This window comes from Limnohabitans sp. Rim11 (genome assembly GCF_001269365.1).
GTDB lineage: Bacteria > Pseudomonadota > Gammaproteobacteria > Burkholderiales > Burkholderiaceae_C > Limnohabitans_A.
The window spans coordinates 47,128-69,678 of record NZ_CXOM01000004.1 but is presented as its reverse complement, the minus strand read 5'-3'; the positions used below and the strand labels follow the sequence as shown (position 1 = coordinate 69,678).

Genomic DNA, 22,551 nt, shown 5'->3' with positions numbered 1-22,551 from the left:
GTCACTCAGAGGGCGCCAAGCATTGCTTCACAAAATATGGAAAGTCATGGCTGGCTGGGTTGTAACCCATCAGGCCATGCTGAAGACCGAAGTCTGCTCGGTCAGTGCTTCATGCCAGAGTGCCCACCATGGGATGGCTGGGCTGGCGCGCTCATGTTGCGGGCTGTCGCTTTAACTTCCATGGTTTGGCGTTTGCCATCCTTGGTTTCAAAGGTCAGCGTCAAAGGCACCACATCGCCATCTTTCAATTGGGACTTGAGGTCCATCAACATGACGTGATAGCCACCTGGCTTTAAATCCACAGCTTTGCCCATGGGCAAGGCCAAGCCATCCACAGCACGCATTTTCATGACGCCGGCATCCATGGCCATCTCGTGCACTTCCACCACACCGGCAACGGCTGACTTGGCACTGATTAATTTGGCATCTTGTGCAGATTGCAACTTCATAAATGCACCCGTGGCTTTTTGCTGAGGTACTGTGGCACGAACCCAAGGTTCAGACACAGTCACTTGAGCGGTTGAAGACAATGCAGCCAAAGCCAAGGACATCAACAAGGTAAAACGTTTCATGAAAAATCTCCGTCTGTGAGTTGGCAAAAAAGGCCTAACTCTTTGAAATAAGCACTGAACTGGTTGCTTTCAAAAAACCTGATGGTTTGATGAAAACAGCACTTGAAGTTTCAAATGACGGGGGGACCGCGAGATGGCAGGGGTGGCGCAGTCTGGGTGGCAATCAGTGCTGCAGCGATGGGATGCAGTGAATGCGCTAACGGACTGGCGTGATCAAAAGAGGCTGAGCGAGACTGCAAAGGCACACAGACTGGCGCGCACAAAGGGCAGTCCATGTTGGTGGCCGCTTGGGCTTTGTCAGAGGCTTTGTCGGAGGCGCTATCGTTTGCGCCAGAGACCACCATCTTCATGCCACTCGCACTAGAGCAAACCATTTGCGTTTCGGTGGGGTTCAAAATGGGCGACGCAATGGCCACGCCGATGAACAACGCAAACCACACCAACACGAGTCGTGCGAATGATTTGTGTGTGGCGGCATTGAACATGTGGCGTATTATCGCTGAAGCAAATCCCCTATTTTCTCAAGCACCATGAAAAAAATACTACTTTTGGGTTCAGGTGAACTCGGCAAAGAATTCGTCATCAGCGCCAAGCGTTTGGGCTGCCACGTCATTGCCTGTGACAGCTACGCGGGCGCCCCCGCCATGCAAGTTGCCGACGAATTCGAAGTTTTTAGCATGCTCGATGAAGTGCCTTTAAGAGCCGCCATCGCCAAACACAAGCCCGACTTGATCGTTCCAGAAATTGAGGCCATTCGCACCGAGGTCTTGTTAGAAGTCGAAAAAGAAGGCTTTGAGGTGATTCCGAGTGCGCGTGCCGCCAACCTCACCATGAACCGCGATCGCATCCGCGATGTGGCCGTAGGTTTAGGCGTTCGCACCGCCAAATTCAATTACGCAGAGTCTAGCGATGAACTCATGGCACAAGCCAAGGCCATTGGCTTTCCGGTGGTCATCAAACCAGTCATGAGCTCTTCTGGCAAAGGCCAAAGTGTGGCCAAAACCGAGGCCGACATTCAAGCCAGCTGGGACTATGCCTGTGCAGGCATGCGTGGCGACAGAAAAAAAGTCATCGTGGAAGAGTTCATCAAATTTGAATTTGAAATCACCCTTCTCACCATCCGCCAAAGAAATGGCCAGACTTTGTTCTGCCCACCCATCGGCCATGTGCAGGAGCGCGGCGATTATCAATACAGTTGGCAGCCCCAACCCATGGCTGCAGATTATTTAAAAGCGGCCCAAGACATGGCCGAAAAAGTGACTGCCGATTTAGGCGGCGCTGGCCTGTTTGGCGTGGAGTTTTTTGTCACTGCCAAAGAAGTCATCTTTAGCGAACTCAGCCCACGTCCCCACGACACAGGCATGGTGACCTTGATCAGTCAAAACCTCAGTGAATTTGATTTGCATGCACGCGCCGTTTTAGGTCTGCCCATCCCAGTCATTGAGGCGGTAGAAGGCGCCAGTGCAGTGGTGTTGGCCGACCGAGAAGGCACACACCCCACTTATTCAGGCGTATCAGCCGCATTGCAAGAGCCCGGCGTAGATGTGCGTATTTTTGGCAAACCCACAACGCGCCCCTTCAGGCGAATGGCGGTGGCCTTGGCCAAGGGTGAAAACGCTTTGGCCAGAGCACGAGCGGCTGCTGACAAAATTAGCGTGCATGTGAGCTAAAACAAAAAAAAGGTGCACGCCTTTCGGACGTGCACCTTTTTCAGATCTAAAAAAATTACTTCACTTCAGTGATGAAATTTTCTGTGGTGCGACGCACCTTCTTCATATTGACCAGCCAGTCTTTGTCGGCCTCACGGTAACCCAAAGGCAACAAAATAGTGCTGCGCAAACCGCGCGCAGCCAGGCCCAAAATTTCATCCACAGATGCGGGGTTGAAACCTTCCATGGGTGTCGCATCCACTTCTTGTTCGGCGGCAGCAATGAGTGCTGTGCCAAGGGCAATGTAGGACTGTTTGGAAGCGTGTTGGAAATTGGCTTCAGCGCCTTTGGCGGGGTAATTCTTCAACAGCATGTTGCGGTAGTTTTCTGCGCCTTCGTTCACAAAGCCGCGCACTTCGTTGTTGTAGTCAAACATCATGTTGATGCGTTCGGGCGTGTAATCGTTCCAAGCAGCAAACACCAACAAATGTGAGCCTTCTGTAATCTGGGCTTGGTTGTTGGCCACAGCTTGAATCTTGGCGCGAACTTCACGGTTGGTCACCACAATCATTTCGAAAGGCTGCAGACCGCTGGAGGTCGCCGTCAGGCGAATGGCTTCCAAAATGCGTTGCACTTTGTCTTCGGGCACCTTTTTAGAGGGGTCCATTTTTTTGGCGGCATAACGCCAATTCATCGCTTTGAGCAAATCCATTTTTGACAATCCCAATATTTAAAAACAGCGGCGAGTTTAACCCCCCTCAGAAAATGGGGCTCAAAGTCACCCAGATGACCCCCCTCCATACTAAGACTGACCCTAGCGGTTAGGATCCATGCCATGAACAATTGGCTGCCCCTGCTTGCAACGTTATTCATACAAGCCATGGTGGCCATGGCCTTACTGACTTTGCCTGTCATGGCGCCCGTGGCAGCCAAAGATCTGGGTGTGTCGCCCGCCATGGTGGGCTTTTACGTCTCCATCACCTACGCTGGCGCCATGTTTGCCAGCCTTACCTCTGGCACCACTGTGAGTCGTTTTGGCCCTATTCGGGTCAGTCAATTGGGTTTGTTCATTTGTGCCGTCGGGCTGTGCCTTTGCGCTTCTGCCTGGTTGCCCATGATTGCGCTGGGTGCTTTGCTCATTGGCTTAGGCTACGGCCCGATTACGCCCGCCAGCTCCCAAATTTTGGCCCGAACCACACCACCTGAACAAATGGGTCTGGTTTTTTCGATCAAGCAAACAGGTGTACCTGTGGGCGCCATGATGGCGGGCGCCATTGTGCCCTCCCTCATGTTGGCCATCAATTGGCAATGGTCGATGGTCATGGTGGCTTTGGCTTGTGTAATCAGTGCTTTGTTGGCCCAGCCCTTGAGAAAAGAGTCAGACGATTTGCGACAAGCCAATTTGCCATTTCAAATGGGGACGCTCACCCAACCCATTCGGATGGTGCTAGGTCATCGCGCCTTGGCCACCATGGCCGCTTGTTCGTTCATGTTTTCCATGATTCAAATGTCGCTCACCACCTATTTGGTGACCTATTTGCATGACGACTTGTCTTATGGTTTGGTCAGTGCCGGACTGCTGTTGTCTGTGACGCAAATGGGCGGCATCGGAGGCCGCATTGTGTGGGGCGTGGTGGCTGACAAATGGCTTGGCGCACAAAAGGCATTGGCCTTGCTGGCCGCATTGATGGCTTGCAGCTCAATGGCCACTGCTTTGCTTTTGCCCCAATTGCCCATTTGGGGTGTTTGGTTGGTCTTGATTGTGTTTGGTGCCTCTGCCATCGGTTGGAACGGCGTTTATTTGTCCGAAGTGGCCAGACAAGCGCCGGAAGGCAAGGCCAGTGTGGCCACCGGCGGCACCCTCACCTTTACTTTTTTAGGCGTGGTCATTGGGCCGCCCATTTTTGGCGCCCTGTCCACAGCCTTTGGCTCTTATCGCGCAGGCTTCCTAGCCTTGGTGGTCACATCGAGTTTGTGCGCTTGGGTTTTGTTCAGGCTGCAGCGCGGACAAAATCAACGCCCTTCTCTGCAATCATGATGGTGGGTGCGTTGGTGTTGCCTGTGACCAAATTGGGCATGACGGAAGCATCAATGACCCGCAGATTTTGAAGACCGTGAACTTGAAGTTGGGCATCGACCACCGCCAAGGGGTCCGATGAAGGACCCATTTTGCAAGTGCCCACAGGGTGGTATTCGGTATCTGAATGATCGCGCAAGAAAGATTTGATGTGTTCAACCTGATTGCGCTCTATGGGGTAAAGCATGTTGCCTCGATAAGGCTTTAAAGCCTCTGAGTTCATGATGTCCAAGCCCAATTGGGTGCCCGCAATCAGGGTGTTGATGTCGTCAGGGTGCTTGAAAAAAGCGGGATCAATGAGGGGCTTGTCCATGGGGTTGCGACTGGCCAAGGTCAGTGTGCCGCGGCTCTTGGGCCGCATGAGTGTGACGTGCAAGGTATAGCCATGGCCCCAATGCAATTTGCGGGCGTGATCGTCCACAATGCCCGTGCACAAAGCCAACTGAATATCGGGGTGGTCTTGGTTGCCTTGCGTTGAAACAAAGCCCTGCGTTTCGGACACATTGGAGGTGATCCAGCCTGTGCGTTGCGAGCGCCATTCAAAAATGGCTTTGATGAAATTCCAAGTACCGCGCAAGGAATAACCCATGGCTTCATTGATCTTTTGCGTTTTGTAAATCAAAACCGTGGTGACATGGTCTTGCAAGTTTTGACCCACGCCCGGCAATTCATGAACCAATGGAATGCCCATGTCTTGCAAATGCAAAGCTGGCCCCACCCCTGACAACATCAACAGCTGAGGCGATCCAAATGCACCGCCAGAAAGGATGACTTCCTTTTTGGCTTTGACCTCGTGCTCAACCCCGTCAATGCTGTACTTCACACCCACAGCGCGCTTGCCTTCGAACACAATTTGCGATGCATGCGCATGCGAGACGATCTTTAAATTGCTTTGATGTCTGTGCGGATCAATATATGCCCTGGCTGCATTCCAGCGTTCACCGCCCTTTTGAGTCACTTGTCCGGGCGACACGCCATATTGCTGGGCGCCGTTGTAATCTGGGTTGGTAGGAATGCCCTGCTCGTTACATGCCTTGATAAAGGCATTGTTCAAAGGACTGGGGCTTCTTAAGAAACTGACATTCAACGGCCCGCCCACACCGCGGTAGTCATTGGCACCAAAGCACTCGTTGTTTTCTGACTTTTTAAAGTAAGGCAAAACATCTTGGTAAGACCAGCCAGCATTGCCAAGCCTTGCCCAAGTGTTGTAGTCGTTGGGGTTGCCGCGTGTATAGACCATGGCATTGACGGACGAACTGCCGCCCATGACTTTGCCGCGGGGCTGAAAACCTTTTCGGCCATTGAAGCCCGCTTGCGGCACGGTGTTGAAACCCCAACTGTTGATGTTGAATGGGGCTGTCGCAGCAAAGCCTAAAGGCGCTCTGACAAAAACTGAATCGTCTGATCCGCCAGCTTCTAGCAAACAAACGGAAGTGGCAAGGTCTTCACTTAAACGGCCCGCCACACAGCAACCCGCTGAGCCGCCACCCACCACCACATAATCAAATTCTGAAATTGACATTGAGTTACCTTGTCACAATGGAAAAATTACCGGGCGCCTTGTCCAGCATGCTAAAAAACGAAGCCAAATCGATGGTGCTACCGTCTATTTTGGTTTGATCCGACAACAACAAATCTTTGCCACCGGCTTGACCCAAAACCATTTTTAGAAAGAAGGGTTGGGTCAGTGTCAATGTGGCATTGGCGTCTTTTTCGGGGGCTTTCTGCGCATGGTGCAAGACCGAGTTGTGAATGCGCAATACATAGCTTTGCTTGGTGTCAGAAAAAACCAAATTGATTTTCAGATTTTTACCATCCGCCTTGCTTGCGTTGAGAGATGCCGCCATCGCTTCTAAGTAGCGTTCAATGGGCGTTTGATTGAGCATGTCAATCAAGTTCTCTCTGGGCATGCCTTTTTCTGGCGGGCCTTCACGCAACTCCATTGAACCGGTTAAATAAAAGTTACGCCAGGCCGAAGACTCCGAGGCAAAACCCAGGTGATCAAAAGTTTCAGCCAACAAACTTTTAGCTTCCTTATTTTTGGGCGACACATAGACCACATGCTTGAGCAATTCTGCGGCCCAACGGTGTTCACTTTTTGCGACAGCTTCTTTAGCGGCAGCCACCACTTTGTCTTCGCCCCCCATCAACTTGACGTAACGTTCTGAAGCCTCAAGGGCTGGGAGCGGATCGAGGTTGGCTGGGTGAGCATCAAACCAACCCATGTAGTTTTGATACACGGCCTTGACATTGTGACGCACCGTGCCGTAATAACCCCTCACGCTCAAATGCTCGTCCAGTGCTTTGGGCATTTTGACCAGTTCTGATATTTCGGATGCGTTCAGACCTGCATTGATGTGTCGCACGGTTTGATCGTGAATGAATTGGTACGCATCTCGCTGCTTTGAGATGAAATCCTGAATGTTTGCTGCGCCCCAGACTGGCCAGTGGTGCTGGTTGAATACAACTTCTGAATTTTGAACGTGGCGCAAAGAATCGTTCAAAACCGACGCCCACTTGGTGGCATCGCGCACTTTGGCCCCTCGCAAGGTGTACAAATTGTGGAGGGTGTGCCCCATGATTTCTGCACCGCAATAGGCTTTGAATTCTGGCAAGTAAAACGTGAATTCAGAAGGCGCTTCGGTGCCTGAAGCATTGTGAAAAACAAATTGCACACCATCCAGGGTCAATGACTGTTTGTCTTGGGTTACCGTGATGGTGGGCGCCAAAATGCCCATCTTGCCAAAGGCCACCGCCTTGCCCAAACCATTGTCCACCAGGCCCCTCTCATTTTTGGGCAGACGGCTGCCATACATGTACATGGCCCGTCGTCCCATGGCCGGCCCCATCAAAATGTTTTCACTGGTGGCCTCCTCCATAAAGCCTGTTGGCGCCACAACGGGTATGTTTTCAGATTTGACTTCTTGCGCACTGAGCACCCCTAAAGCACCACCAAAATGATCGACATGGCTGTGCGTAAAGATAAGCGCCGATACTTTTTGATTTCCCAAATGAATGCGCGCGAAGGCCATAGCCGCAGCAGAAGTTTCTTGGGATGTCAGAGCATCCACCACGATCCAACCTGTTTTCCCTTGAATCAGGGTCATGTTGGCCAGATCAAATCCGCGCAGTTGCCAAATGCCCTCACTCACCTTGAATAAACCGATTTGATTGTTCAAAGTGGCTTGTCGCCAAAGACTTGGGTTGACCGTTGCAGGCGCATTGCCGTGAATGAATTTAAACGCATCAAAGTCCCATATGACCTTGCCTTCTGAATCTTTGACCTGTCCTGTAGGCGCCGCAATGAAGCCTTTTCTGGCATCGCTTTGATCTAGCCAGGCTTCAGAGACCTGCGTTTGAGCAGAATCAGCAACCGTTTTGGGTGCAGTAGATGTCTCCGACTTTTGACAAGCCATGGTGAGCAAACTCAAGAACACCACCAAAAGTAAACGAACTCTGAGGTTCGATGTCATACCGCAGCCCTGCATGTCTAAAACTCCTTAGCTGAGGAGTTATAGAGCATGTCGGGCATTTGACCTAGGGGTAATACCCTGTTCATTTAACGAGCAAGGCTCATACTTTGGGTGTTCCATCAAGGACCTCATTTTTCATGTCCAATCTTGCCGTTGATACTGGCCCCCCGCCCACTCCGCTCTACATCGATAAAAAACGCTATGCCTGGTTGTTTTCGGTCATAGGACCTGGCCTTTCATTGGTAGGGCCAGTCAGCGTGAGCATGTTTGATGTTGGCGCATGGGTCTTATTTTTTCCTTTGGTGTTTTTCTATGTTTTCATCCCCTTGCTAGATTTTTGGATAGGCGAAGACACCAGCAATCCACCTGAGTCTGAGGTGAAAGCGCTCGAAAGCGATGGCTATTACCGTGCCATCACCTATGCCACCATTCCCGTTTTGTGGGTGGCTGTAATTTTCAATTGCATATTTCTGTGCACGCACACCCTCAGTATTTGGGAATGGTTGGCCACCGTCATCATCACCGGATCGGTCTTGGGTTTTGGTCTCAATGTCAGCCATGAACTTGGGCACAAGCTGGGCACACTACCCCGCAAAATTGCATTGATCAATACAGCGCTAGGCGCTTATGGCCATTTCTCCATTGAACACAACAGGGGGCATCACCGGCATGTCAGCACCCCAGAAGATCCTGCCTCTTCCAAAATGGGCGAAAACATTTACCAATTTGCATGCAGAGAAATGCCGGGTGCGGCACTCAGGGCCTGGCATTTAGAAGCCGATCGATTGACCAGAACAGGACGTTCAACCTGGCATCCTGACAATGAAATTTTGCAAGCTTTGTGCATTACCACCTTGGTCTATGGCACGCTTATTTATGTCTATGGCTTGGCCATGGTGGCAGTTCTGGTGCCTGTCGCTCTTTGGGGTGCTTTTCAATTGACGTCTGCCAACTATGTGGAGCATTACGGCATTCAAAGACTCAAGACTGAACAGGGCACCTACGAAACTTGCAAGCCACATCATTCATGGAACAGCAACCACTTGGTGTCCAATTTGGTTTTGTTCCAACTGCAACGTCACTCCGATCATCACACCCACCCCGGTAGAGGCTACCAATCACTCAGAGATTTTCCCAACTTGCCTAGACTTCCTTCGGGCTATTTTGGTATGTTCTTTTTGGCCTACATTCCACCTCTCTGGTATCGGGTAATGGACCCCTTACTCATCAAGACTGTCGGCTCCGATGCACAACGAATTAACTTCTTACCAAGCGCTCAACAACGCTTGAAACAAAAATATGGCATTGAGTAAGTTGGGCTGGGTTGGCTTCATCGGCATTGGCAACATGGGTTTCGCCATGATGGCGCGACTTTTGTCACAAGGCTGGCCAGTGGCTGTATATGACATTGACCAACAGGCCCTGCAAAAAGCAAAGCTGTTAGGCGCCACGGTATTGAGCAGCCCGGCTGAAATTGCCAAACAATGCAGCAGCACCTTTGTGGTGGTGGTCGATGCCACCCAAGTCAATGAGGTCCTGAACGGACATGACGGATTTCTATCTGGCGCACAAGCAAACCAAGTCCTATTTTTGTGCCCCACACTGGGCCCATTGGATGTGGCTAAGTTTGCAGCGCAGGTTCAATCACGGGGATTGCAATTGATCGATGCCCCCATGTCGGGTGGCCCCACCAGAGCCAGAGAGGGCCAGATGAGCTTCATGTTGGCGGGTGCTCAAACAGTGCTAGCGGCACAAGAAGCATTACTGAATGCCATCACCCCCCATCGGTTTGTCATTAGCGAAACCGCCGGCGATGCCGCCAAGACCAAGCTGTCTAACAACCTCTTGGCTGGCATCAATTTGGCTGGAGTCAGTGAAGTTTTGGCCATGGCCCAATCTTGGGGATTGAATCCACAAACCACACTGGCTGTGATGCAAGCCAGCAGTGGTCAAAGTTGGATTGGTCAAGACAGAATGCAGAGGGCCCTGCAAAATGATTTTGAGCCCCGAGCGCACACCACGCTGTTGGCCAAAGACACGCGTTTGGCTTTGGAAGCATGCAAAGACATGTCTGTCAAACAACCAGCGCTGGGCGTGGTGGCCACTGAGCAGTTTGCGGCAGCTTGTCTGAACGGCTTTGCGCACCTAGACGATGCCAGCCTGTTTTTGCAGGCCGGCGGTCAACCTATTGCTCAATCAAAACACTGAGCCTGATTAATCAGGCCAATGCTGGCTCTGGCTTTTGAACAGGCGCGTAGCCCATCTCATCTAATGCATGGGCCAAGTGTTGCACACTGCGCGATGGATTGTGCAATTTTTCGAGGCCAAACAAACCAATGCGGAAAGTCATGAAGTCTTTGGGTTCGTCGCACTGCAAAGGCACGCCGGCTGCTGTTTGCAGACCCAAACTCAAAAACTTTTTGCTGTTGTGAATGTCGGCATCTTGGGTGTAACTGACCACCACGCCAGGCGCCTGAAAACCCTCGGCAGCCACACTTTGAAAGCCACGCGATTCCAACAAGTCTCGCACTTGATTGCCCAACGCCTGCTGTTCTTGCTTGACCTTGGCAAAGCCATAAGCCTGTGTTTCCATCATGACTTCACGAAGTCGAGCTAGCGCATCGGTGGGCATGGTGGTGTGGTACATGTGCGCGCCGGACTCATAGGCTTCCATGATTTGCAACCATTTTTTTAAGTCGCAGGCAAAGCTGGAGCTTTGCGTGGATTCAATGGCTTGCCTTGCGCGCTCGCTGAGCATGATCATTGCGCAGCAAGGTGAGCCGCTCCAACCCTTTTGGGGGGCACTGATCAAAACATCAACGCCCGTGGCTTTCATGTCAACCCACATAGCGCCAGAAGCAATACAGTCCAACACCAGCAGCCCGCCTACTTTGTGAGCAGCCTCCGAGACACGCTTCAAATAAGCGTCGGGCAAAATCATGCCAGCGGAAGTTTCGACGTGAGGCGCAAAAACGACTGCAGGTTTTTCAGCAGCAATTTGGGCTTCGACTTCTTCAATGGGACAAGGTGTCCAGGCCGATTTGGTGTCAGCACTTTGTTGCCTTGCTTTCAAGACAACAGAGGCACTGGGAATGGCACCCATGTCAAAAATTTGGGTCCAACGGTAGCTAAACCAACCATTGCGAATGACCATGACTTTTTTGCCATGGGCAAATTGTCTGGCCACAGATTCCATGCCAAAGGTGCCACTGCCAGGAACCAAGGCCACTGAATGGGCGGCATAAACCTCTTTCAAAATGGCAGAGATGTCTTGCATCACACCTTGAAAGCGTTTGGACATGTGGTTCAAGGCACGATCGGTGTAGACCACTGAAAATTCAAGCAATCCATCTGGATCGATGTTGGGCAGCAATGCAGGCATGGCTTGGCTCCTGTTGGGTAGGGGAACTTTTTATTTTAAGCCTTTAGGGCTGATTTGTCAGCCCAACTGGGGGGCTTAGGCCTTGAATATCCACACAAACAGAGGGTTTACACCAGCCATTTTAAAAAGACATCACACTAGGATCTGAAAAAAGGGACAAATTCAAATGCTTTCAAAACCACAGATATCACTGCGCGCCAAACAACTTTTATGTTTAGCCGCCCTGCTTCCCACCTTGGCCTTCTCACAGGCTTGGCCCACCAAGCAGCCCATTAAATTGGTGGCTGTGTTTCCGCCTGGCGGCTCTGTTGACCAAGTGTCCCGAATCATTGCGCCTGTACTTGCCCAACAATTAGGCCAAAGCGTTGTGGTGGAAAACAAAGGTGGTGCGTCTGGCGTCATTGGAACGGCTAGCGTTTTGTCTGCACCCGCTGACGGCTATACCTTTGCGGTGGTCTTTGACACCCACGGTGTGAACCAAAGCCTGATTCCCAACATGCCTTACGACAGCAAGAAGGACATTGTGCCGCTCATTTTGGTGGGCACATCGGCCATGGTGCTGACGTCCAATGTGGGCAACGAATACAAAACTTTTGCCGACGTGGTGGCTGCGGCCAAGGCCAAAAAGAATGTTTCTTTTGGCACCATTGGCAACGGCAGTTTGGGTCACTTGGCCATGGCTTTGTTAGGCAAAAATGCCAACATGGAGTTCAATCACATCCCCTACAAAGGCGGAGGTCCTTTAATGACCGATGCGGTTGCAGGACATGTGCCTTTGGCCATGGGCACCGTGTTTTTGAGCAAACCCCACATCGACAACAAACGCATTCGCCCTTTGGCCGTGACATCTCTCAAGCGCGTGCCTGAATTTCCTGAAGTGCCCACCATTGCCGAAGCAGGCTTTCCAGGTTTTGAAGCACCCGCTTGGTGGGCTTTGTTGGCTTCTGCCAAAACACCCCCAGACGTTGTCAAGCGCATGAACGAAGAGCTCAACAAGGTATTGCAAAACCCAGAAGTTTCTCAACGCCTTAGCGCACAAGGCATTGAAATTTCGGGCGGCAGTGTGGACAAAGCCAAAACCTTCATCGACAAGCAAATTGACACGTGGGCCAAAGTGGTTCGCGAAAACGGCATCAAACCCGACTAAATGAATGCAAACAAAAGCGCCTTTGAAAGGCGCTTTTTAAATGGCATATAAAAAGGCGTATGCGCAAGGCGTCTTTGTGGCCTTTTTAAATTAGGCTTCAGGCGTAATTTGAAGGGCTACCAAAATACGAGCCACCATGTTGTAGGTGGCAATGGCGGTGGTCAATTCAAATATTTCAGTGGTGTTCATGCGGGCTTGTAGTTTTTTGAACAAGGCATCGTCCACCTTCACGTGCAGCGTCATTTGGGCTGCGTATTGCACCACCCACTGCGACATTTCGTCCAAGCCGCCATCCGAAACACCCTCTGAAGGATTGGCTTTAACGGCCCGCTGAAGTGCATCTAACTCTGCTTGGGTGCCACCCGCTTTGATGTAGTCGGGTGCATGGTGGTGGTACTCGTAATGCGCACCCGTTAACAGCGCCACTGTGCAGATACCCAGTTCACACAACTTGCGGGATGCCGAAAGTCCTGTGCGCACATTTCGCAAATAAACATTCCAACCTGCTGCAACGGGCTCACTCCACAAAAGTGCTTTGTCCAAATTCAGAAGAGCGCCCCCCCGTCTGGCCAAAATGGCATCGACCAATTCTTGGGGTTGGGGATGTTGTTCGGGAGTCCAATCTGGAATGCGCATGATTAAAAACCTTAGATGTGAATGTTGTGTGCTTATTTGTAAAAGACTTCTAACTTGCCCTTGAGCTTGATCAGCAAGGGCTGGCCTTTTCGATCAAGCGTTTTGCCGGCCGGCACTTTGACCCAGCCCTCGCTGAGGCAATATTCCTCAACGTCTTGGCGGTCTTTGTCATTGAAACGAATGCCAATGTCGTGCTTTAAAACTTCGGGGTTGTAAAAAGGACTGCGAGAGTCGATCGACAGATGATCTGGGAGTTCGGGGCGTGAGGGTGTGTCGCTCATGTTTCAAGTTGGATGAAGTCAAACTCCTATGATCGTAACAGTGAAACATGTCTTGGCTCGTTCCGAATAACCCTCATCTGGTCAGACCAATTAGGGTTATCTTGGATAGAGCACGCCGGTTTAGCGTGTGATACTGCAAACAGATTCGAGTTACCGAAGATCTGCTGTTTAGATCTCAGTTTTATTTCAGGAATTAATCAATGGCCAGTGTATCGATCCGATCCGTCAAAAAGAATTTTGGCGATGTTCCCATCCTTCACGGTGTTGACATTGAAATTAAAGACGGTTCTTTCACCGTCTTGGTGGGCCCCTCCGGTTGCGGCAAATCCACCCTGCTCCGCATGATTGCCGGCTTAGAAGAAGTCTCTTCTGGCGAAATTCACATTGGCAGCAACAAGGTCAATGACTTGCCCCCCAAAGAGCGCGACATCGCCATGGTGTTCCAAAACTATGCGCTCTACCCGCACATGACGGTGGGTGAAAACATGGCTTTCTCGCTCACCTTGGCCAAGCGCCCCCAAGACGAAATCGACAAAAAAGTAGCCCGTGCAGCCGACATCTTGGCCTTGGGCTCTTTGCTAGATCGCTTTCCCCGTCAATTGTCGGGTGGTCAACGCCAGCGTGTGGCCATGGGCCGCGCCATTGTTCGCGATCCCCAGGTGTTCTTGTTTGACGAGCCTTTATCCAACCTCGATGCCAAACTGCGTGTCGCCATGCGCAGCGAAATCAAAGAGTTGCACCAACGCCTTCAAACCACTTCAATCTACGTCACGCACGATCAAATTGAAGCTATGACCATGGGCGATCAAATTGTAGTCATGCGCGATGGCCGCATTGAACAAACTGGCTCACCCCTCGAGCTGTACGACTTCCCGGCCAACCAATTTGTTGCTGGCTTCATTGGCTCTCCCGCGATGAATTTCTTGCCTGGCAAGTTGCGCATTGAAGGTGGCCAGCATCAAGTTGAATTGAACGATGGCCTCAAACTGAATTTGCCACGCCCCGTTAATGGCCAAAACGGCCAGCCCGTGGTGTTTGGTACTCGCCCAGAACACCTCAGCTTGGCCGACAGCGGCGGCATCTCAGCCCAAGTGGCTGTCATGGAGCCCACCGGCATGGATACCTTTGTGGCCTGCCGCCACGAAGGTGTCGAGTTCTCAGCGGTCTTCCGCGAGCGTCACGAATTCCAATTAGGCCGCACCATCAATTTACAACCCGACATGGACCGCGCGCACGTCTTTGACGCTGCGTCGGGCAAGCGTCTGGTGGCCTAATTTCGCCCCTTTTTTCTCGTCGCTAAACCACTCAAATAGGAGACATTTCATGACAAAACTGAATCGACGCGACTTCCTGGAAAGCTCAGCCGGCGCTGCGGCAGCTACCACCACCTTGGGTATGGGCGCCATGGCGGTTAGCCCCGCTGCCCAAGCTCAGACCATGAGCTTCAAGCCCGAAAAAGGCGCCAAGTTGCGCGTTTTGCGCTGGAGCCGTTTTGTGCAAGGCGACATCGACGCCTACATGGCCAACGTCAAGAAGTTCACAGAACTCACTGGCGTTGAAGTTCGCGTTGACAACGAAGGTTGGGAAGACGTGCGCCCCAAGGCTGCTGTGGCAGCCAACACTGGCGCTGGTCCCGACATCATTTTGTCGACCAACGACGATGCCAACTTGTATCCAGAAAAACTTCTGGACGTCACAGACCTCTGCGAATACTTGGGCAAAAAATACGGCGGTTTCTTCCCTTCATGCCACGCTTACCTTAAGCCCGATGGCAAAAAATGGATTGGTGTGCCCCTGGGTGCAGCAGGCGCCATGATGGTTTACCGTCAAAGCCACCTCAAGGCTGCAGGTTTTGACTCATTCCCCAAAGACACAGACGGCTTCTTGAAGATGCTCAAAGCTCTTAAAGAAAAAGGCACGCCCGGTGGATTCGCCCTTGGCAATGCCACAGGTGATGGCCTTTGGTGCAACTGGCTCGTTTGGGCTTTTGGCGGCAAATTGGTCGATGCCAACAACAAGGTGGTCATTGACAGCCCAGAAACCATCAAGGCTTTGGAATACGCCAAAGAGATGTACGCCACGTTCCCACCAGGCACATTGTCTTGGCTCGACCCCAACAACAACAAAGCATTCTTGGATGGTCAAGTTAGCGTTACCAACAACGGTATTTCCATTTACTACGCCACCAAAACATCTCCTGATGAAAAAGTGCGCGCATTGAATGCTGACGTTCACCACGCTGCTTACCCCGTTGGCCCTGTTGGCACGCCTACCGAGTCACACCTGTTCTTCAACCAAATGGTCATGAAGTACACCAAGTTCCCCAATGCAGCCAAAGAATTCTTGCGCTTCATGATGGAAAAAGAGCAATTCGATCCATGGCTCACAGCAGCCGGTGGTTACATTGCGCCTCCATTGGACTTCTACACCAAGTCTGCCATCTGGACTTCAGATCCAAAGCACACCGCCTATCGCGATTGCGTGAAAAACATGCGTCCTGCAGGCTATGCAGGCAAGCTGGGTTATGCCTCAGCTGGCGCCGGTGCTGACTTCATTGTGGTCAACATGGTTGCTGAAGCTGCCAGCGGTTCTAAAACACCGAAAGAAGCTGCAGAACGCGCACAGAAACGTGCAGAGCGTTACTACAAAGTTTAATCTTTGCTCTTAACTGAAAAGAACCCATGACACCCTTGCTCGAGAGAATTCAGAACAGCCGCAATGTACTCGGCCTGATCTTTATGATGCCGGCAGCGCTTTTGTTGCTGCTGTTTCTGACATACCCTCTCGGCTTGGGTGTTTGGCTTGGTTTTACGGATACCAAAATTGGCCGCGGCGGCCAATGGATTGGACTGGAAAACTATATTTTCTTGTTGGGCGATAGCGTCACCCAGTTGGCGCTGTTCAACACCATGTTCTACACCACTGTGGCCAGTGTGCTCAAGTTCTTCTTGGGACTTTGGTTGGCATTGCTGTTGAACAAAAACCTTCGTTTCAAATCGTTTTTCCGTGCAGTCATTTTGCTGCCCTACATTGTTCCCACGGCCTTGTCGGCCATCGCCTTCTGGTGGATTTTTGACTCGCAGTTTTCCATCATCAGTTGGGCACTGGTCAAAATGGGCTGGATTGACGGCTACATTGATTTCTTAGGTTCACCTTGGAATGCCCGCTTTTCCACTTTGGCTGCCAATGTGTGGCGCGGTGTACCTTTTGTGGCCATTACCTTGCTGGCTGGTTTACAGACCATCTCTCCCTCTTACTATGAGGCGTCTGCCATCGATGGCGCTACGCCCTGGCAGCAGTTCTGGCACGTTACTTTGCCATTGCTCACCCCCATCATTGCGGTCACCATGACCTTCTCTGTGCTGTTTACCTTCACAGACTTCCAGCTGATATATGTGTTGACACGAGGCGGCCCGCTCAATGCAACCCACCTCATGGCCACTTTATCGTTCCAGCGCGCCATTTCTGGCGGCGCATTGGGAGAAGGCGCGGCCATTGCCATCGCCATGGTGCCCTTCCTGTTGGCGGCCATTCTCTTCAGTTATTTCGGACTTCAACGCCGCACATGGCAACAAGGCGGCAGCGACAAATGAGCAAAGACACACAAGACAACGTGGGCATGTCCTATTTGGACAGCAATGCCACCAAGGTTTTCAAAACTTACTTACCGCTATTGCTATTCTTATTCGTCTTGCTATTTCCGTTTTACTGGATGGGCATCACAGCCTTCAAGCCCGACAACGAACTGCTCTCGCGTGATGGCAATCCTTTCTGGATTGTGGCCCCTACCCTGGCTCACGTCGAAAAGCTTCTGTTTAAAACGGCCTATCCACAGTGGATGTGGAACACCGTGGTGGTTTCTGTCACGGCCACCTTCTTTTCTTTGTTTGCATCAGTGTTAGCGGCTTACGCCATTGAACGCTTGCGCTTCAAAGGTGCCAAGCACACCGGCCTGGCCATCTTCTTGGCTTACTTGGTGCCACCCTCTATTTTGTTCATTCCTTTGTCATCGGTTGTGTTTCAGTTGGGCTTGTTTGACACCCGTCTGGCACTCATTCTGACCTACCCCACCTTCCTCATTCCGTTCTGTACTTGGCTGCTCATGGGTTACTTCCGCTCTATTCCATTTGAGCTAGAAGAATGCGCCATGATTGACGGCGCCAATCGCTGGGAAATTTTGGTCAAAATCATTTTGCCTTTGTCAGTGCCAGGCCTTATTTCGGCAGGTATTTTTGCCTTCACCTTGTCTTGGAATGAGTTCATTTACGCACTCACATTTGTGTCGTCCAGTGAAGTCAAAACCGTGCCGGTGGGCGTGGTCACTGAATTGGTCGAGGGTGACGTCTATCACTGGGGCGCCCTGATGGCCGGTGCTCTCTTTGGCTCCTTGCCCGTGGCATTTATTTACTCATTCTTCGTTGAGTACTACGTGTCTGGCATGACCGGATCGGTCAAAGAATAAACCCCAGCCAGTAGTTCCGAATCCGACAGCTTAAGGGCTAGTCGGACGGGCTGGCACACTGACGGCGCGTCCTAGGTGCATGCCAGAGTCTAGCAAGATGGTCTCGCCAGTGACGGTGCGAGCACCATCCACCAACCAAATGATCGATTCGGCCACGTCCTCTGCTGTGCAGGCGCGCGCAAGCGGCGTGGTTTGTTCATACTGCGCTTTGAGTTTTTCAAAGTTTTCCTGACCCACACCGTCTACAAACCAGCGTGTTGTGATCATGCCAGGGCACACGGCATTGACACGCACTTCTGGCGCCAGGGTGCGCGCCAAATGAAGCGTCATGGAATTCATGGCGCCTTTGGAGGCGATGTAAGGAATGCTAGACCCAATGCCCAAGGCGCCCGCAACCGAGGACACATTGACAATGCAACCTTGTGAGGCTTTGAGGTTTGACACACAAGCGCGCACCATTTGAAACGTGCCCAGCACATTCACTTCAAAAATGCGTTGGAAAATTTCAGCATTCAGTGCATCCCAATTGCCTGCGCCCGAAAAAGTGGTGATGCCCGCGTTGTTCACCAGGGCATCCAAGCGTTGCCACTTGGCCATTGTGGCGGCCACTATGTCTTTGCAATCTTGATCATTTGAAACATCGCCCTTAAGCAGCAATGTGTCTGCACCTGCTGCGCGGCACGCAGCTTCAGACGCCAATGCTTCGGTTTCGCTTTTGGAATAGTTGATGACGACGTTGTAGCCGCGCTGTGCTAAACCGAGTGCCGTTGCTGCGCCCACACCCGTGGCCGAGCCTGTGACCAATGCTACTTTTTTGTCAGACATCTGTTTACTTTCAAAAAGCGAAGAACTTGATTTGGATCAAGCCCTTCAAAAATCAACTGTCTAAGATTAAACAACACTTTGAAAGGTTTGTATGAAATTATTGGTCACCACCGATGGCTCAAAAGCTTCAGAAGGCGCCGTCAAATACGCCGCCAGATTGTTCAGTAGTTTTAAAACTGACAGCCACATCACGCTCATCACTGTGCTTGATGACAGCTCCCTTCGTTTGTTTAAAAAACAAACTCCCAAGGGCGCGGTCGAGGATTACCTGCGCGAAGAAGCAGACAAAAACTTGGCATGGGCCATTAAATATTTGAACAAAACAAAGTTGCCGCACGACATGGCCATTCGCTATGGTCATCCCAGTGAGCAAATCCTCAAAGAAGCTCAATCAGGTAAGTTTGACATGATCATCATGGGCACCAAAGGCCGCTCTGCTTGGGCAGATACCTTCATGGGTTCTGTGGCGCAGCGGGTAGTTGGTACTTCTAAAATTCCGGTGGTTTTGGTCAAATCTTAATTGCCCCAATAAGCCCCAGAATCAGAGGATTTGACAGTTGAAGTAAGCTTTGGAAATGACCACTCAAGACTTGGCTTGATTCGTCAGACGAACAAGCCAAGTTCAATCATTGATGAAATTTTCAAGACTTTTCCAACCGCGAAATCCTCTATTCTGGATTTTGGTCGCGCTAAATTTACTGTCTACCGTTTTGTCTCATGTTGCGCTCAATTTTGAACTGAAGACCTTGGGCACTGTCATGGTTGCTTTGACGGCCCTAGTCAATGCTGTGCTGAGTGCTTTTTTGGCCTGGCGCTTGGTCAACTCTTAGTTTTGCGGGACTTCTTTTTCTCTTTGTTCAGGGCTTCTTTTTTGGCAGCGCGATCTGCATCAGCCTTAAGTCCTGAAGCCAGCCAAGCGGCAAACTGGTCGGGTGTTTCTAAAGTCAAGCGACCCAAAGCTGCCGACCTGAAATCGTGAATCACAATTTCTGCAGCCTTGGTAGTATTGACCCTGCCGCCCGATTGAATGGCCCCTCGATATCGAGCCACTGCCTCCAACAGCGTTTCGTCCGTGTGCTCAGACACGTTTTCAATTTTGTAACGCGCCGTGATGACACCGGGGTAATGTTCAATCAAATAGTTCAACAACTCTAGCGCCACCTCTTCATCGTCAAAAGCATTGACACCAATCGCGCCACTGGCGGCCAGGTTGTAGCCACTCTTTTCCACAATGATGCGCGGCCACAAAACACCGGGCGTGTCGTACAAATAAAAATCATCGGCCAAGGTGATGCGCTGTTCTATTTTGGTCACGCCCGCTTCATCGCCCGTCTTGGCTGCTTTTTTGCCTTTGAGGGTGTTGATCAAGGTGGACTTGCCTACGTTGGGAATGCCACAAATGAGCACGCGCATGGGCTTGGCCATGCCGCCTCGGTTGGGCGCCAACTGATGGCAGGCTTCAATCAATGCCTTGGCGGGTGACACCATACTGGTGTCTAGGCCAATGGCTTTCACGTTGGTCATGGCGTTGTAATGCGCCAACCAGCTTTGGGTTTGAACAGGGTCAGCCAAGTCTTGCTTGCTCAGAATCTTCAAGCCAGGCTTGCCCTGAATCAGCTGTGCCAACATGGGGTTGGCGCTGGAGCCTGGCAAGCGAGCGTCCAGCATTTCAATGACCACATCAATGTCTTTGATGCGCTCCTCAATCGCTTTGCGCGTGAGGTGCATGTGCCCCGGGAACCACTGAATTGCCATAAAACTAAAATTAGCCTATAAATGTCTAAGCCGTATTGTCATGCAATTCGGCACGATTGAATTCAAGCGCATTATTTTTGGAGTCGTCATGGAACAAGCCAGCCCGCATTTATCAAGTCTGATTGCCATTCAATGGCTCAAAAAAGGCTGGCAAGACATGGCTGAAACTGGGTGGCGCGGTTGCTTTTATGGCGCTGTTTTTGCCCTGATGGGCTACTTTATTTCATTCATTTATGGCAATCTGTGGCAAGCCACCATGGGGGTCACCGCAGGCTTTTTTCTGATGGGGCCCTTTGTGTGTTGCGGCATTTATGAGTTATCTAGGCAGCACGAACGCGGCGAAGACCTCAGCCTTTTCAAAAGTTTTTTTGCTTTCAAACGCAACTGGAAAGCGGTGGCCTTCTTTGCCGTCTTACTCACCTTCATGATGATCGTGTGGGCCCGCGTGTCCATCGTCACCTTTGCGCTGTTTGCCGAGCACAGCTATCCTACCGTTCAGGCCATGTTTGAACAAATTTTTGCGCTGCAAAACATCGAATTTTTATTTGTGTGGACCTTGGTCGGATTTGTCTTTGCCAGTTTGGTATTCTCCATTGCCTTGGTCACCGTGCCCACCCTGATTGACCAAGACACCGACCTCTTTACGGCGGCCTTTGCCAGCGCCAACGCACTGTGGACCCACACCCTCACCTGCTTTGTGTGGGCCGTCCTCATTGTGCTCATCATTGGGACTAGCCTGCTGGTGTTCAAACCCCTGTTGATCATCACCGCGCCGTGGATAGGGCACGCCACTTGGCATGCCTACCAATCACTTGTAACGCCTATTGAACATGAGCAACATGCGCCGTGCCCATCATGATGGGCTTGACCAATATTTTGTAGGTATCTAGGTCAAACGATTTTTGAACGTTCACGGGGTAGGCACTCGACTTAGAACACGATGTTCCTAAGTAGCGCCAGTTCTGAATGCGATGACGTTGCGTCCAATCGCCCTGCGTTTCAATCAATTCGATGGCATCGGCAAAGGGCCATGCATGGACTTTCATATCGGCCAATGCATTCAACAGTCTGTTGTCGTGTACGGCTCTGGATTCACGCCCCACACATGCGCCTAAGCATGTTTTAACTTGTAGGCCAAAACAGCCACGGGCGCCTATTTTTTCCAATCCCAACAGGCCTAAACACAAGCGGTTCGGATCCGCCAATTCACGGAGTTTATTTTGGGCTGCTCGCACTGAACCAAACAAGCCATAAAGGCCATCAACCTCGCCCACACCCAAGTCTTTACCCGTCACCACAAGGGGTTGAAGAAAGTCAGCGACCTGAGACAGCTGAATGCTGCAAAGATTTCGAATTCGCCTCAAACGAATGTTAAAAAGCGGGCTCATTTGCTTGATTAAATGAGACTCCAACAACAGTGCACCAATTTCGCCAGCGGTTTCAATGAATTCAACGCGGGTGGCCTGCGACATCATTTCCGCTTCGTCTTCGGCGCGCAGGTGCGCCATCACACGACTTCGGATGTCCACGCTTTTGCCAATGTAAAGGGGCAAACTGCCTTCGCCCTTGAACAAATAAACCCCTGAGCTGCGAGGCAATGCTTTCAGCATTGAAGGATCGATGGGCATGTTGATCGACAAGTGCCTTCAAGCTACGATTTTGGCTTTAGCTCAAACACCAAACAAGTCGATGTCGCGTGCGCGTAAAGCGTGCCATCTGGGCCAACCAATCGCCCTTCCGTGGTCGCCAGTTGTCGACCACAATGCACCACGGTGCCAATCGCCCTGAGTCGAATCACTTTGGGCGTAATTGCGCGAACCAAATTAAGACTGAGTTCGGCTGTGGTGTAGCCCCGTCCAACGGGCATCTTGCTGTGAACTGCGCAGCCCATGGCCGAATCCAAGAGCGTGGCATACCACCCCCCATGAACCGTACCCATTGGATTTAAATGCCCCACACTGGGTGCTCCCTGAAAGACGGCCTGTCCATCCTCAACATGAATCATGTGGAAATCCATGGTCTTGCCAATGCCAGCGTAAGGCAGGGTACCGTTCAACATGCCCTGCATGGCCTGTAAACCGGTTAAATGCTTGACCTCTTGAGGATCGGCCACGCCTGGACCTCGGCCATTTTGAAGATTTTTAAATACGACGGCCTCTTCTGCCAACCATTGTTCAAGGATTAAATCTGTCGTCATAGTCATGTTCTTTATATTGATATGACATTGTGGGGCCAATTGATTTGATGACCTGACATACACTGTCACTTGGGTTTATTTAACGGAGCCAGCAG

The 22,551-nt window shown here is 51.3% G+C and carries 23 protein-coding genes; 11 read left to right on the top strand and 12 right to left on the bottom strand.

Annotated features, from left to right (window positions below; translation table 11 throughout):
* Nucleotides 1-101 precede the first annotated feature (101 nt).
* Both AMM03_RS11430 and AMM03_RS11425 read right to left on the bottom strand, forming a co-directional pair.
* Nucleotides 102-572, bottom strand: a complete 471-nt coding sequence (locus tag AMM03_RS11430) for a copper chaperone PCu(A)C (RefSeq protein WP_090131744.1) — start codon at nucleotides 570-572, stop codon at nucleotides 102-104.
* Nucleotides 573-682: 110 nt separating this feature from the next.
* Nucleotides 683-1,057: a hypothetical protein gene (locus AMM03_RS11425; protein WP_090131742.1), complete on the bottom strand. Its 375-nt coding sequence runs from the start codon at nucleotides 1,055-1,057 to the stop codon at nucleotides 683-685.
* A gap of 45 nt (nucleotides 1,058-1,102) precedes the next feature.
* Here AMM03_RS11425 and purT point away from each other — a divergent pair, with 45 nt between their 5' ends.
* The gene (gene purT / locus AMM03_RS11420) at nucleotides 1,103-2,242 is read left to right on the top strand and encodes a formate-dependent phosphoribosylglycinamide formyltransferase (protein ID WP_090131740.1); all 1,140 of its coding nucleotides are present in this window, start codon (nucleotides 1,103-1,105) and stop codon (nucleotides 2,240-2,242) included.
* Between the two features lie 55 nt (nucleotides 2,243-2,297).
* On the opposite strand, the gene AMM03_RS11415 is transcribed toward purT, so the two are convergent.
* Entirely contained in the window at nucleotides 2,298-2,933 is a 636-nt protein-coding gene (locus AMM03_RS11415) for an NAD(P)H-dependent oxidoreductase (RefSeq protein ID WP_090131738.1), read from the bottom strand.
* A 123-nt stretch (nucleotides 2,934-3,056) separates the two neighbouring features.
* On the opposite strand from AMM03_RS11415, the gene AMM03_RS11410 reads away from it, so the two are divergent.
* Complete coding sequence (locus AMM03_RS11410; RefSeq protein WP_090131736.1) at nucleotides 3,057-4,259, top strand: MFS transporter; 1,203 nt, start codon at nucleotides 3,057-3,059, stop codon at nucleotides 4,257-4,259.
* On the opposite strand, the gene AMM03_RS11405 is transcribed toward AMM03_RS11410, so the two are convergent.
* Both AMM03_RS11405 and AMM03_RS11400 read right to left on the bottom strand, forming a co-directional pair.
* On the bottom strand, nucleotides 4,213-5,820 hold the full coding sequence (locus AMM03_RS11405; protein WP_090131735.1) for a GMC family oxidoreductase: 1,608 nt from the start codon (nucleotides 5,818-5,820) through the stop codon (nucleotides 4,213-4,215). The genes AMM03_RS11410 and AMM03_RS11405 overlap by 47 nt on opposite strands.
* Nucleotides 5,821-5,824: 4 nt before the next feature.
* Nucleotides 5,825-7,771 carry an alkyl/aryl-sulfatase gene (locus tag AMM03_RS11400; RefSeq protein WP_090131733.1) on the bottom strand — a complete coding sequence of 649 codons (1,947 nt, stop codon included), beginning with the start codon at nucleotides 7,769-7,771 and terminating at the stop codon, nucleotides 5,825-5,827.
* Between the two features lie 137 nt (nucleotides 7,772-7,908).
* On the opposite strand from AMM03_RS11400, the gene AMM03_RS11395 reads away from it, so the two are divergent.
* Nucleotides 7,909-9,084 carry an alkane 1-monooxygenase gene (locus AMM03_RS11395; RefSeq protein WP_090131731.1) on the top strand — a complete coding sequence of 392 codons (1,176 nt, stop codon included), beginning with the start codon at nucleotides 7,909-7,911 and terminating at the stop codon, nucleotides 9,082-9,084.
* Entirely contained in the window at nucleotides 9,071-9,979 is a 909-nt protein-coding gene (locus AMM03_RS11390; RefSeq protein ID WP_090131729.1) for an NAD(P)-dependent oxidoreductase, read from the top strand. The genes AMM03_RS11395 and AMM03_RS11390 overlap by 14 nt, the downstream gene beginning before the upstream one ends.
* A gap of 10 nt (nucleotides 9,980-9,989) precedes the next feature.
* Here the strand turns inward: AMM03_RS11390 and AMM03_RS11385 are convergent, their stop codons facing one another.
* Complete coding sequence (locus AMM03_RS11385; protein WP_090131727.1) at nucleotides 9,990-11,153, bottom strand: aminotransferase class V-fold PLP-dependent enzyme; 1,164 nt, start codon at nucleotides 11,151-11,153, stop codon at nucleotides 9,990-9,992.
* Between the two features lie 166 nt (nucleotides 11,154-11,319).
* Between AMM03_RS11385 and AMM03_RS11380 the strand changes: the two genes are divergently transcribed.
* A complete protein-coding gene (locus AMM03_RS11380; protein WP_090131725.1) occupies nucleotides 11,320-12,300 on the top strand; it encodes a tripartite tricarboxylate transporter substrate binding protein in 981 nt (326 codons plus the stop codon).
* 90 nt (nucleotides 12,301-12,390) lie between these two features.
* Here AMM03_RS11380 and AMM03_RS11375 read toward each other — a convergent pair whose 3' ends face one another.
* Nucleotides 12,391-12,936, bottom strand: a complete 546-nt coding sequence (locus AMM03_RS11375) for a carboxymuconolactone decarboxylase family protein (RefSeq protein WP_090131723.1) — start codon at nucleotides 12,934-12,936, stop codon at nucleotides 12,391-12,393.
* A gap of 32 nt (nucleotides 12,937-12,968) precedes the next feature.
* Complete coding sequence (locus tag AMM03_RS11370) at nucleotides 12,969-13,217, bottom strand: DUF3297 family protein (protein WP_090131721.1); 249 nt, start codon at nucleotides 13,215-13,217, stop codon at nucleotides 12,969-12,971.
* Between the two features lie 200 nt (nucleotides 13,218-13,417).
* Here AMM03_RS11370 and AMM03_RS11365 point away from each other — a divergent pair, with 200 nt between their 5' ends.
* From AMM03_RS11365 to AMM03_RS11350, 4 genes are read left to right on the top strand one after another with little or no spacing between them, the layout of a single operon-like run.
* Nucleotides 13,418-14,491, top strand: a complete 1,074-nt coding sequence (locus AMM03_RS11365; RefSeq protein ID WP_090131719.1) for an ABC transporter ATP-binding protein — start codon at nucleotides 13,418-13,420, stop codon at nucleotides 14,489-14,491.
* A 49-nt stretch (nucleotides 14,492-14,540) separates the two neighbouring features.
* The gene (locus AMM03_RS11360) at nucleotides 14,541-15,872 is read left to right on the top strand and encodes an ABC transporter substrate-binding protein (RefSeq protein WP_090131717.1); all 1,332 of its coding nucleotides are present in this window, start codon (nucleotides 14,541-14,543) and stop codon (nucleotides 15,870-15,872) included.
* 35 nt (nucleotides 15,873-15,907) lie between these two features.
* The gene (locus AMM03_RS11355; RefSeq protein WP_090132103.1) at nucleotides 15,908-16,810 is read left to right on the top strand and encodes a carbohydrate ABC transporter permease; all 903 of its coding nucleotides are present in this window, start codon (nucleotides 15,908-15,910) and stop codon (nucleotides 16,808-16,810) included.
* 26 nt (nucleotides 16,811-16,836) lie between these two features.
* The gene (locus AMM03_RS11350) at nucleotides 16,837-17,679 is read left to right on the top strand and encodes a carbohydrate ABC transporter permease (RefSeq protein ID WP_369793710.1); all 843 of its coding nucleotides are present in this window, start codon (nucleotides 16,837-16,839) and stop codon (nucleotides 17,677-17,679) included.
* A 30-nt stretch (nucleotides 17,680-17,709) separates the two neighbouring features.
* Here AMM03_RS11350 and AMM03_RS11345 read toward each other — a convergent pair whose 3' ends face one another.
* Nucleotides 17,710-18,504, bottom strand: a complete 795-nt coding sequence (locus AMM03_RS11345; protein WP_090131714.1) for an SDR family NAD(P)-dependent oxidoreductase — start codon at nucleotides 18,502-18,504, stop codon at nucleotides 17,710-17,712.
* A 91-nt stretch (nucleotides 18,505-18,595) separates the two neighbouring features.
* On the opposite strand from AMM03_RS11345, the gene AMM03_RS11340 reads away from it, so the two are divergent.
* Nucleotides 18,596-19,024, top strand: coding sequence for a universal stress protein (locus AMM03_RS11340; protein WP_090131712.1), 429 nt, complete (start codon nucleotides 18,596-18,598; stop codon nucleotides 19,022-19,024).
* 299 nt (nucleotides 19,025-19,323) lie between these two features.
* Here the strand turns inward: AMM03_RS11340 and ylqF are convergent, their stop codons facing one another.
* Entirely contained in the window at nucleotides 19,324-20,259 is a 936-nt protein-coding gene (gene ylqF / locus AMM03_RS11330; RefSeq protein WP_090131709.1) for a ribosome biogenesis GTPase YlqF, read from the bottom strand.
* Between the two features lie 40 nt (nucleotides 20,260-20,299).
* On the opposite strand from ylqF, the gene AMM03_RS11325 reads away from it, so the two are divergent.
* Nucleotides 20,300-21,118: a DUF2189 domain-containing protein gene (locus AMM03_RS11325; protein WP_090131707.1), complete on the top strand. Its 819-nt coding sequence runs from the start codon at nucleotides 20,300-20,302 to the stop codon at nucleotides 21,116-21,118.
* Here AMM03_RS11325 and AMM03_RS11320 read toward each other — a convergent pair.
* Both AMM03_RS11320 and AMM03_RS11315 read right to left on the bottom strand, forming a co-directional pair.
* Nucleotides 21,081-21,899 (bottom strand): endonuclease, encoded by an 819-nt coding sequence (locus AMM03_RS11320; RefSeq protein ID WP_228764684.1) that lies wholly within the window; start codon nucleotides 21,897-21,899, stop codon nucleotides 21,081-21,083. The genes AMM03_RS11325 and AMM03_RS11320 overlap by 38 nt on opposite strands.
* 11 nt (nucleotides 21,900-21,910) lie before the next feature.
* Nucleotides 21,911-22,456, bottom strand: a complete 546-nt coding sequence (locus tag AMM03_RS11315; protein WP_090131703.1) for a PaaI family thioesterase — start codon at nucleotides 22,454-22,456, stop codon at nucleotides 21,911-21,913.
* Between the last annotated feature and the right edge of the window lie 95 nt (nucleotides 22,457-22,551).

Bases quoted from the DNA above. Each gene is read 5' to 3' on its own strand.
- AMM03_RS11430 (WP_090131744.1), bottom strand. From the start codon at position 572: ATGAAACGTTTTACCTTGTTGATGTCCTTGGCTTTGGCTGCATTGTCT.
- AMM03_RS11425 (WP_090131742.1), bottom strand. From the start codon at position 1,057: ATGTTCAATGCCGCCACACACAAATCATTCGCACGACTCGTGTTGGTG.
- purT (WP_090131740.1), top strand. From the start codon at position 1,103: ATGAAAAAAATACTACTTTTGGGTTCAGGTGAACTCGGCAAAGAATTC.
- AMM03_RS11415 (WP_090131738.1), bottom strand. From the start codon at position 2,933: ATGGATTTGCTCAAAGCGATGAATTGGCGTTATGCCGCCAAAAAAATG.
- AMM03_RS11410 (WP_090131736.1), top strand. From the start codon at position 3,057: ATGAACAATTGGCTGCCCCTGCTTGCAACGTTATTCATACAAGCCATG.
- AMM03_RS11405 (WP_090131735.1), bottom strand. From the start codon at position 5,820: ATGTCAATTTCAGAATTTGATTATGTGGTGGTGGGTGGCGGCTCAGCG.
- AMM03_RS11400 (WP_090131733.1), bottom strand. From the start codon at position 7,771: ATGACATCGAACCTCAGAGTTCGTTTACTTTTGGTGGTGTTCTTGAGT.
- AMM03_RS11395 (WP_090131731.1), top strand. From the start codon at position 7,909: ATGTCCAATCTTGCCGTTGATACTGGCCCCCCGCCCACTCCGCTCTAC.
- AMM03_RS11390 (WP_090131729.1), top strand. From the start codon at position 9,071: ATGGCATTGAGTAAGTTGGGCTGGGTTGGCTTCATCGGCATTGGCAAC.
- AMM03_RS11385 (WP_090131727.1), bottom strand. From the start codon at position 11,153: ATGCCTGCATTGCTGCCCAACATCGATCCAGATGGATTGCTTGAATTT.
- AMM03_RS11380 (WP_090131725.1), top strand. From the start codon at position 11,320: ATGCTTTCAAAACCACAGATATCACTGCGCGCCAAACAACTTTTATGT.
- AMM03_RS11375 (WP_090131723.1), bottom strand. From the start codon at position 12,936: ATGCGCATTCCAGATTGGACTCCCGAACAACATCCCCAACCCCAAGAA.
- AMM03_RS11370 (WP_090131721.1), bottom strand. From the start codon at position 13,217: ATGAGCGACACACCCTCACGCCCCGAACTCCCAGATCATCTGTCGATC.
- AMM03_RS11365 (WP_090131719.1), top strand. From the start codon at position 13,418: ATGGCCAGTGTATCGATCCGATCCGTCAAAAAGAATTTTGGCGATGTT.
- AMM03_RS11360 (WP_090131717.1), top strand. From the start codon at position 14,541: ATGACAAAACTGAATCGACGCGACTTCCTGGAAAGCTCAGCCGGCGCT.
- AMM03_RS11350 (WP_369793710.1), top strand. From the start codon at position 16,837: ATGTCCTATTTGGACAGCAATGCCACCAAGGTTTTCAAAACTTACTTA.
- AMM03_RS11345 (WP_090131714.1), bottom strand. From the start codon at position 18,504: ATGTCTGACAAAAAAGTAGCATTGGTCACAGGCTCGGCCACGGGTGTG.
- AMM03_RS11340 (WP_090131712.1), top strand. From the start codon at position 18,596: ATGAAATTATTGGTCACCACCGATGGCTCAAAAGCTTCAGAAGGCGCC.
- ylqF (WP_090131709.1), bottom strand. From the start codon at position 20,259: ATGGCAATTCAGTGGTTCCCGGGGCACATGCACCTCACGCGCAAAGCG.
- AMM03_RS11325 (WP_090131707.1), top strand. From the start codon at position 20,300: ATGCAATTCGGCACGATTGAATTCAAGCGCATTATTTTTGGAGTCGTC.
- AMM03_RS11315 (WP_090131703.1), bottom strand. From the start codon at position 22,456: ATGACGACAGATTTAATCCTTGAACAATGGTTGGCAGAAGAGGCCGTC.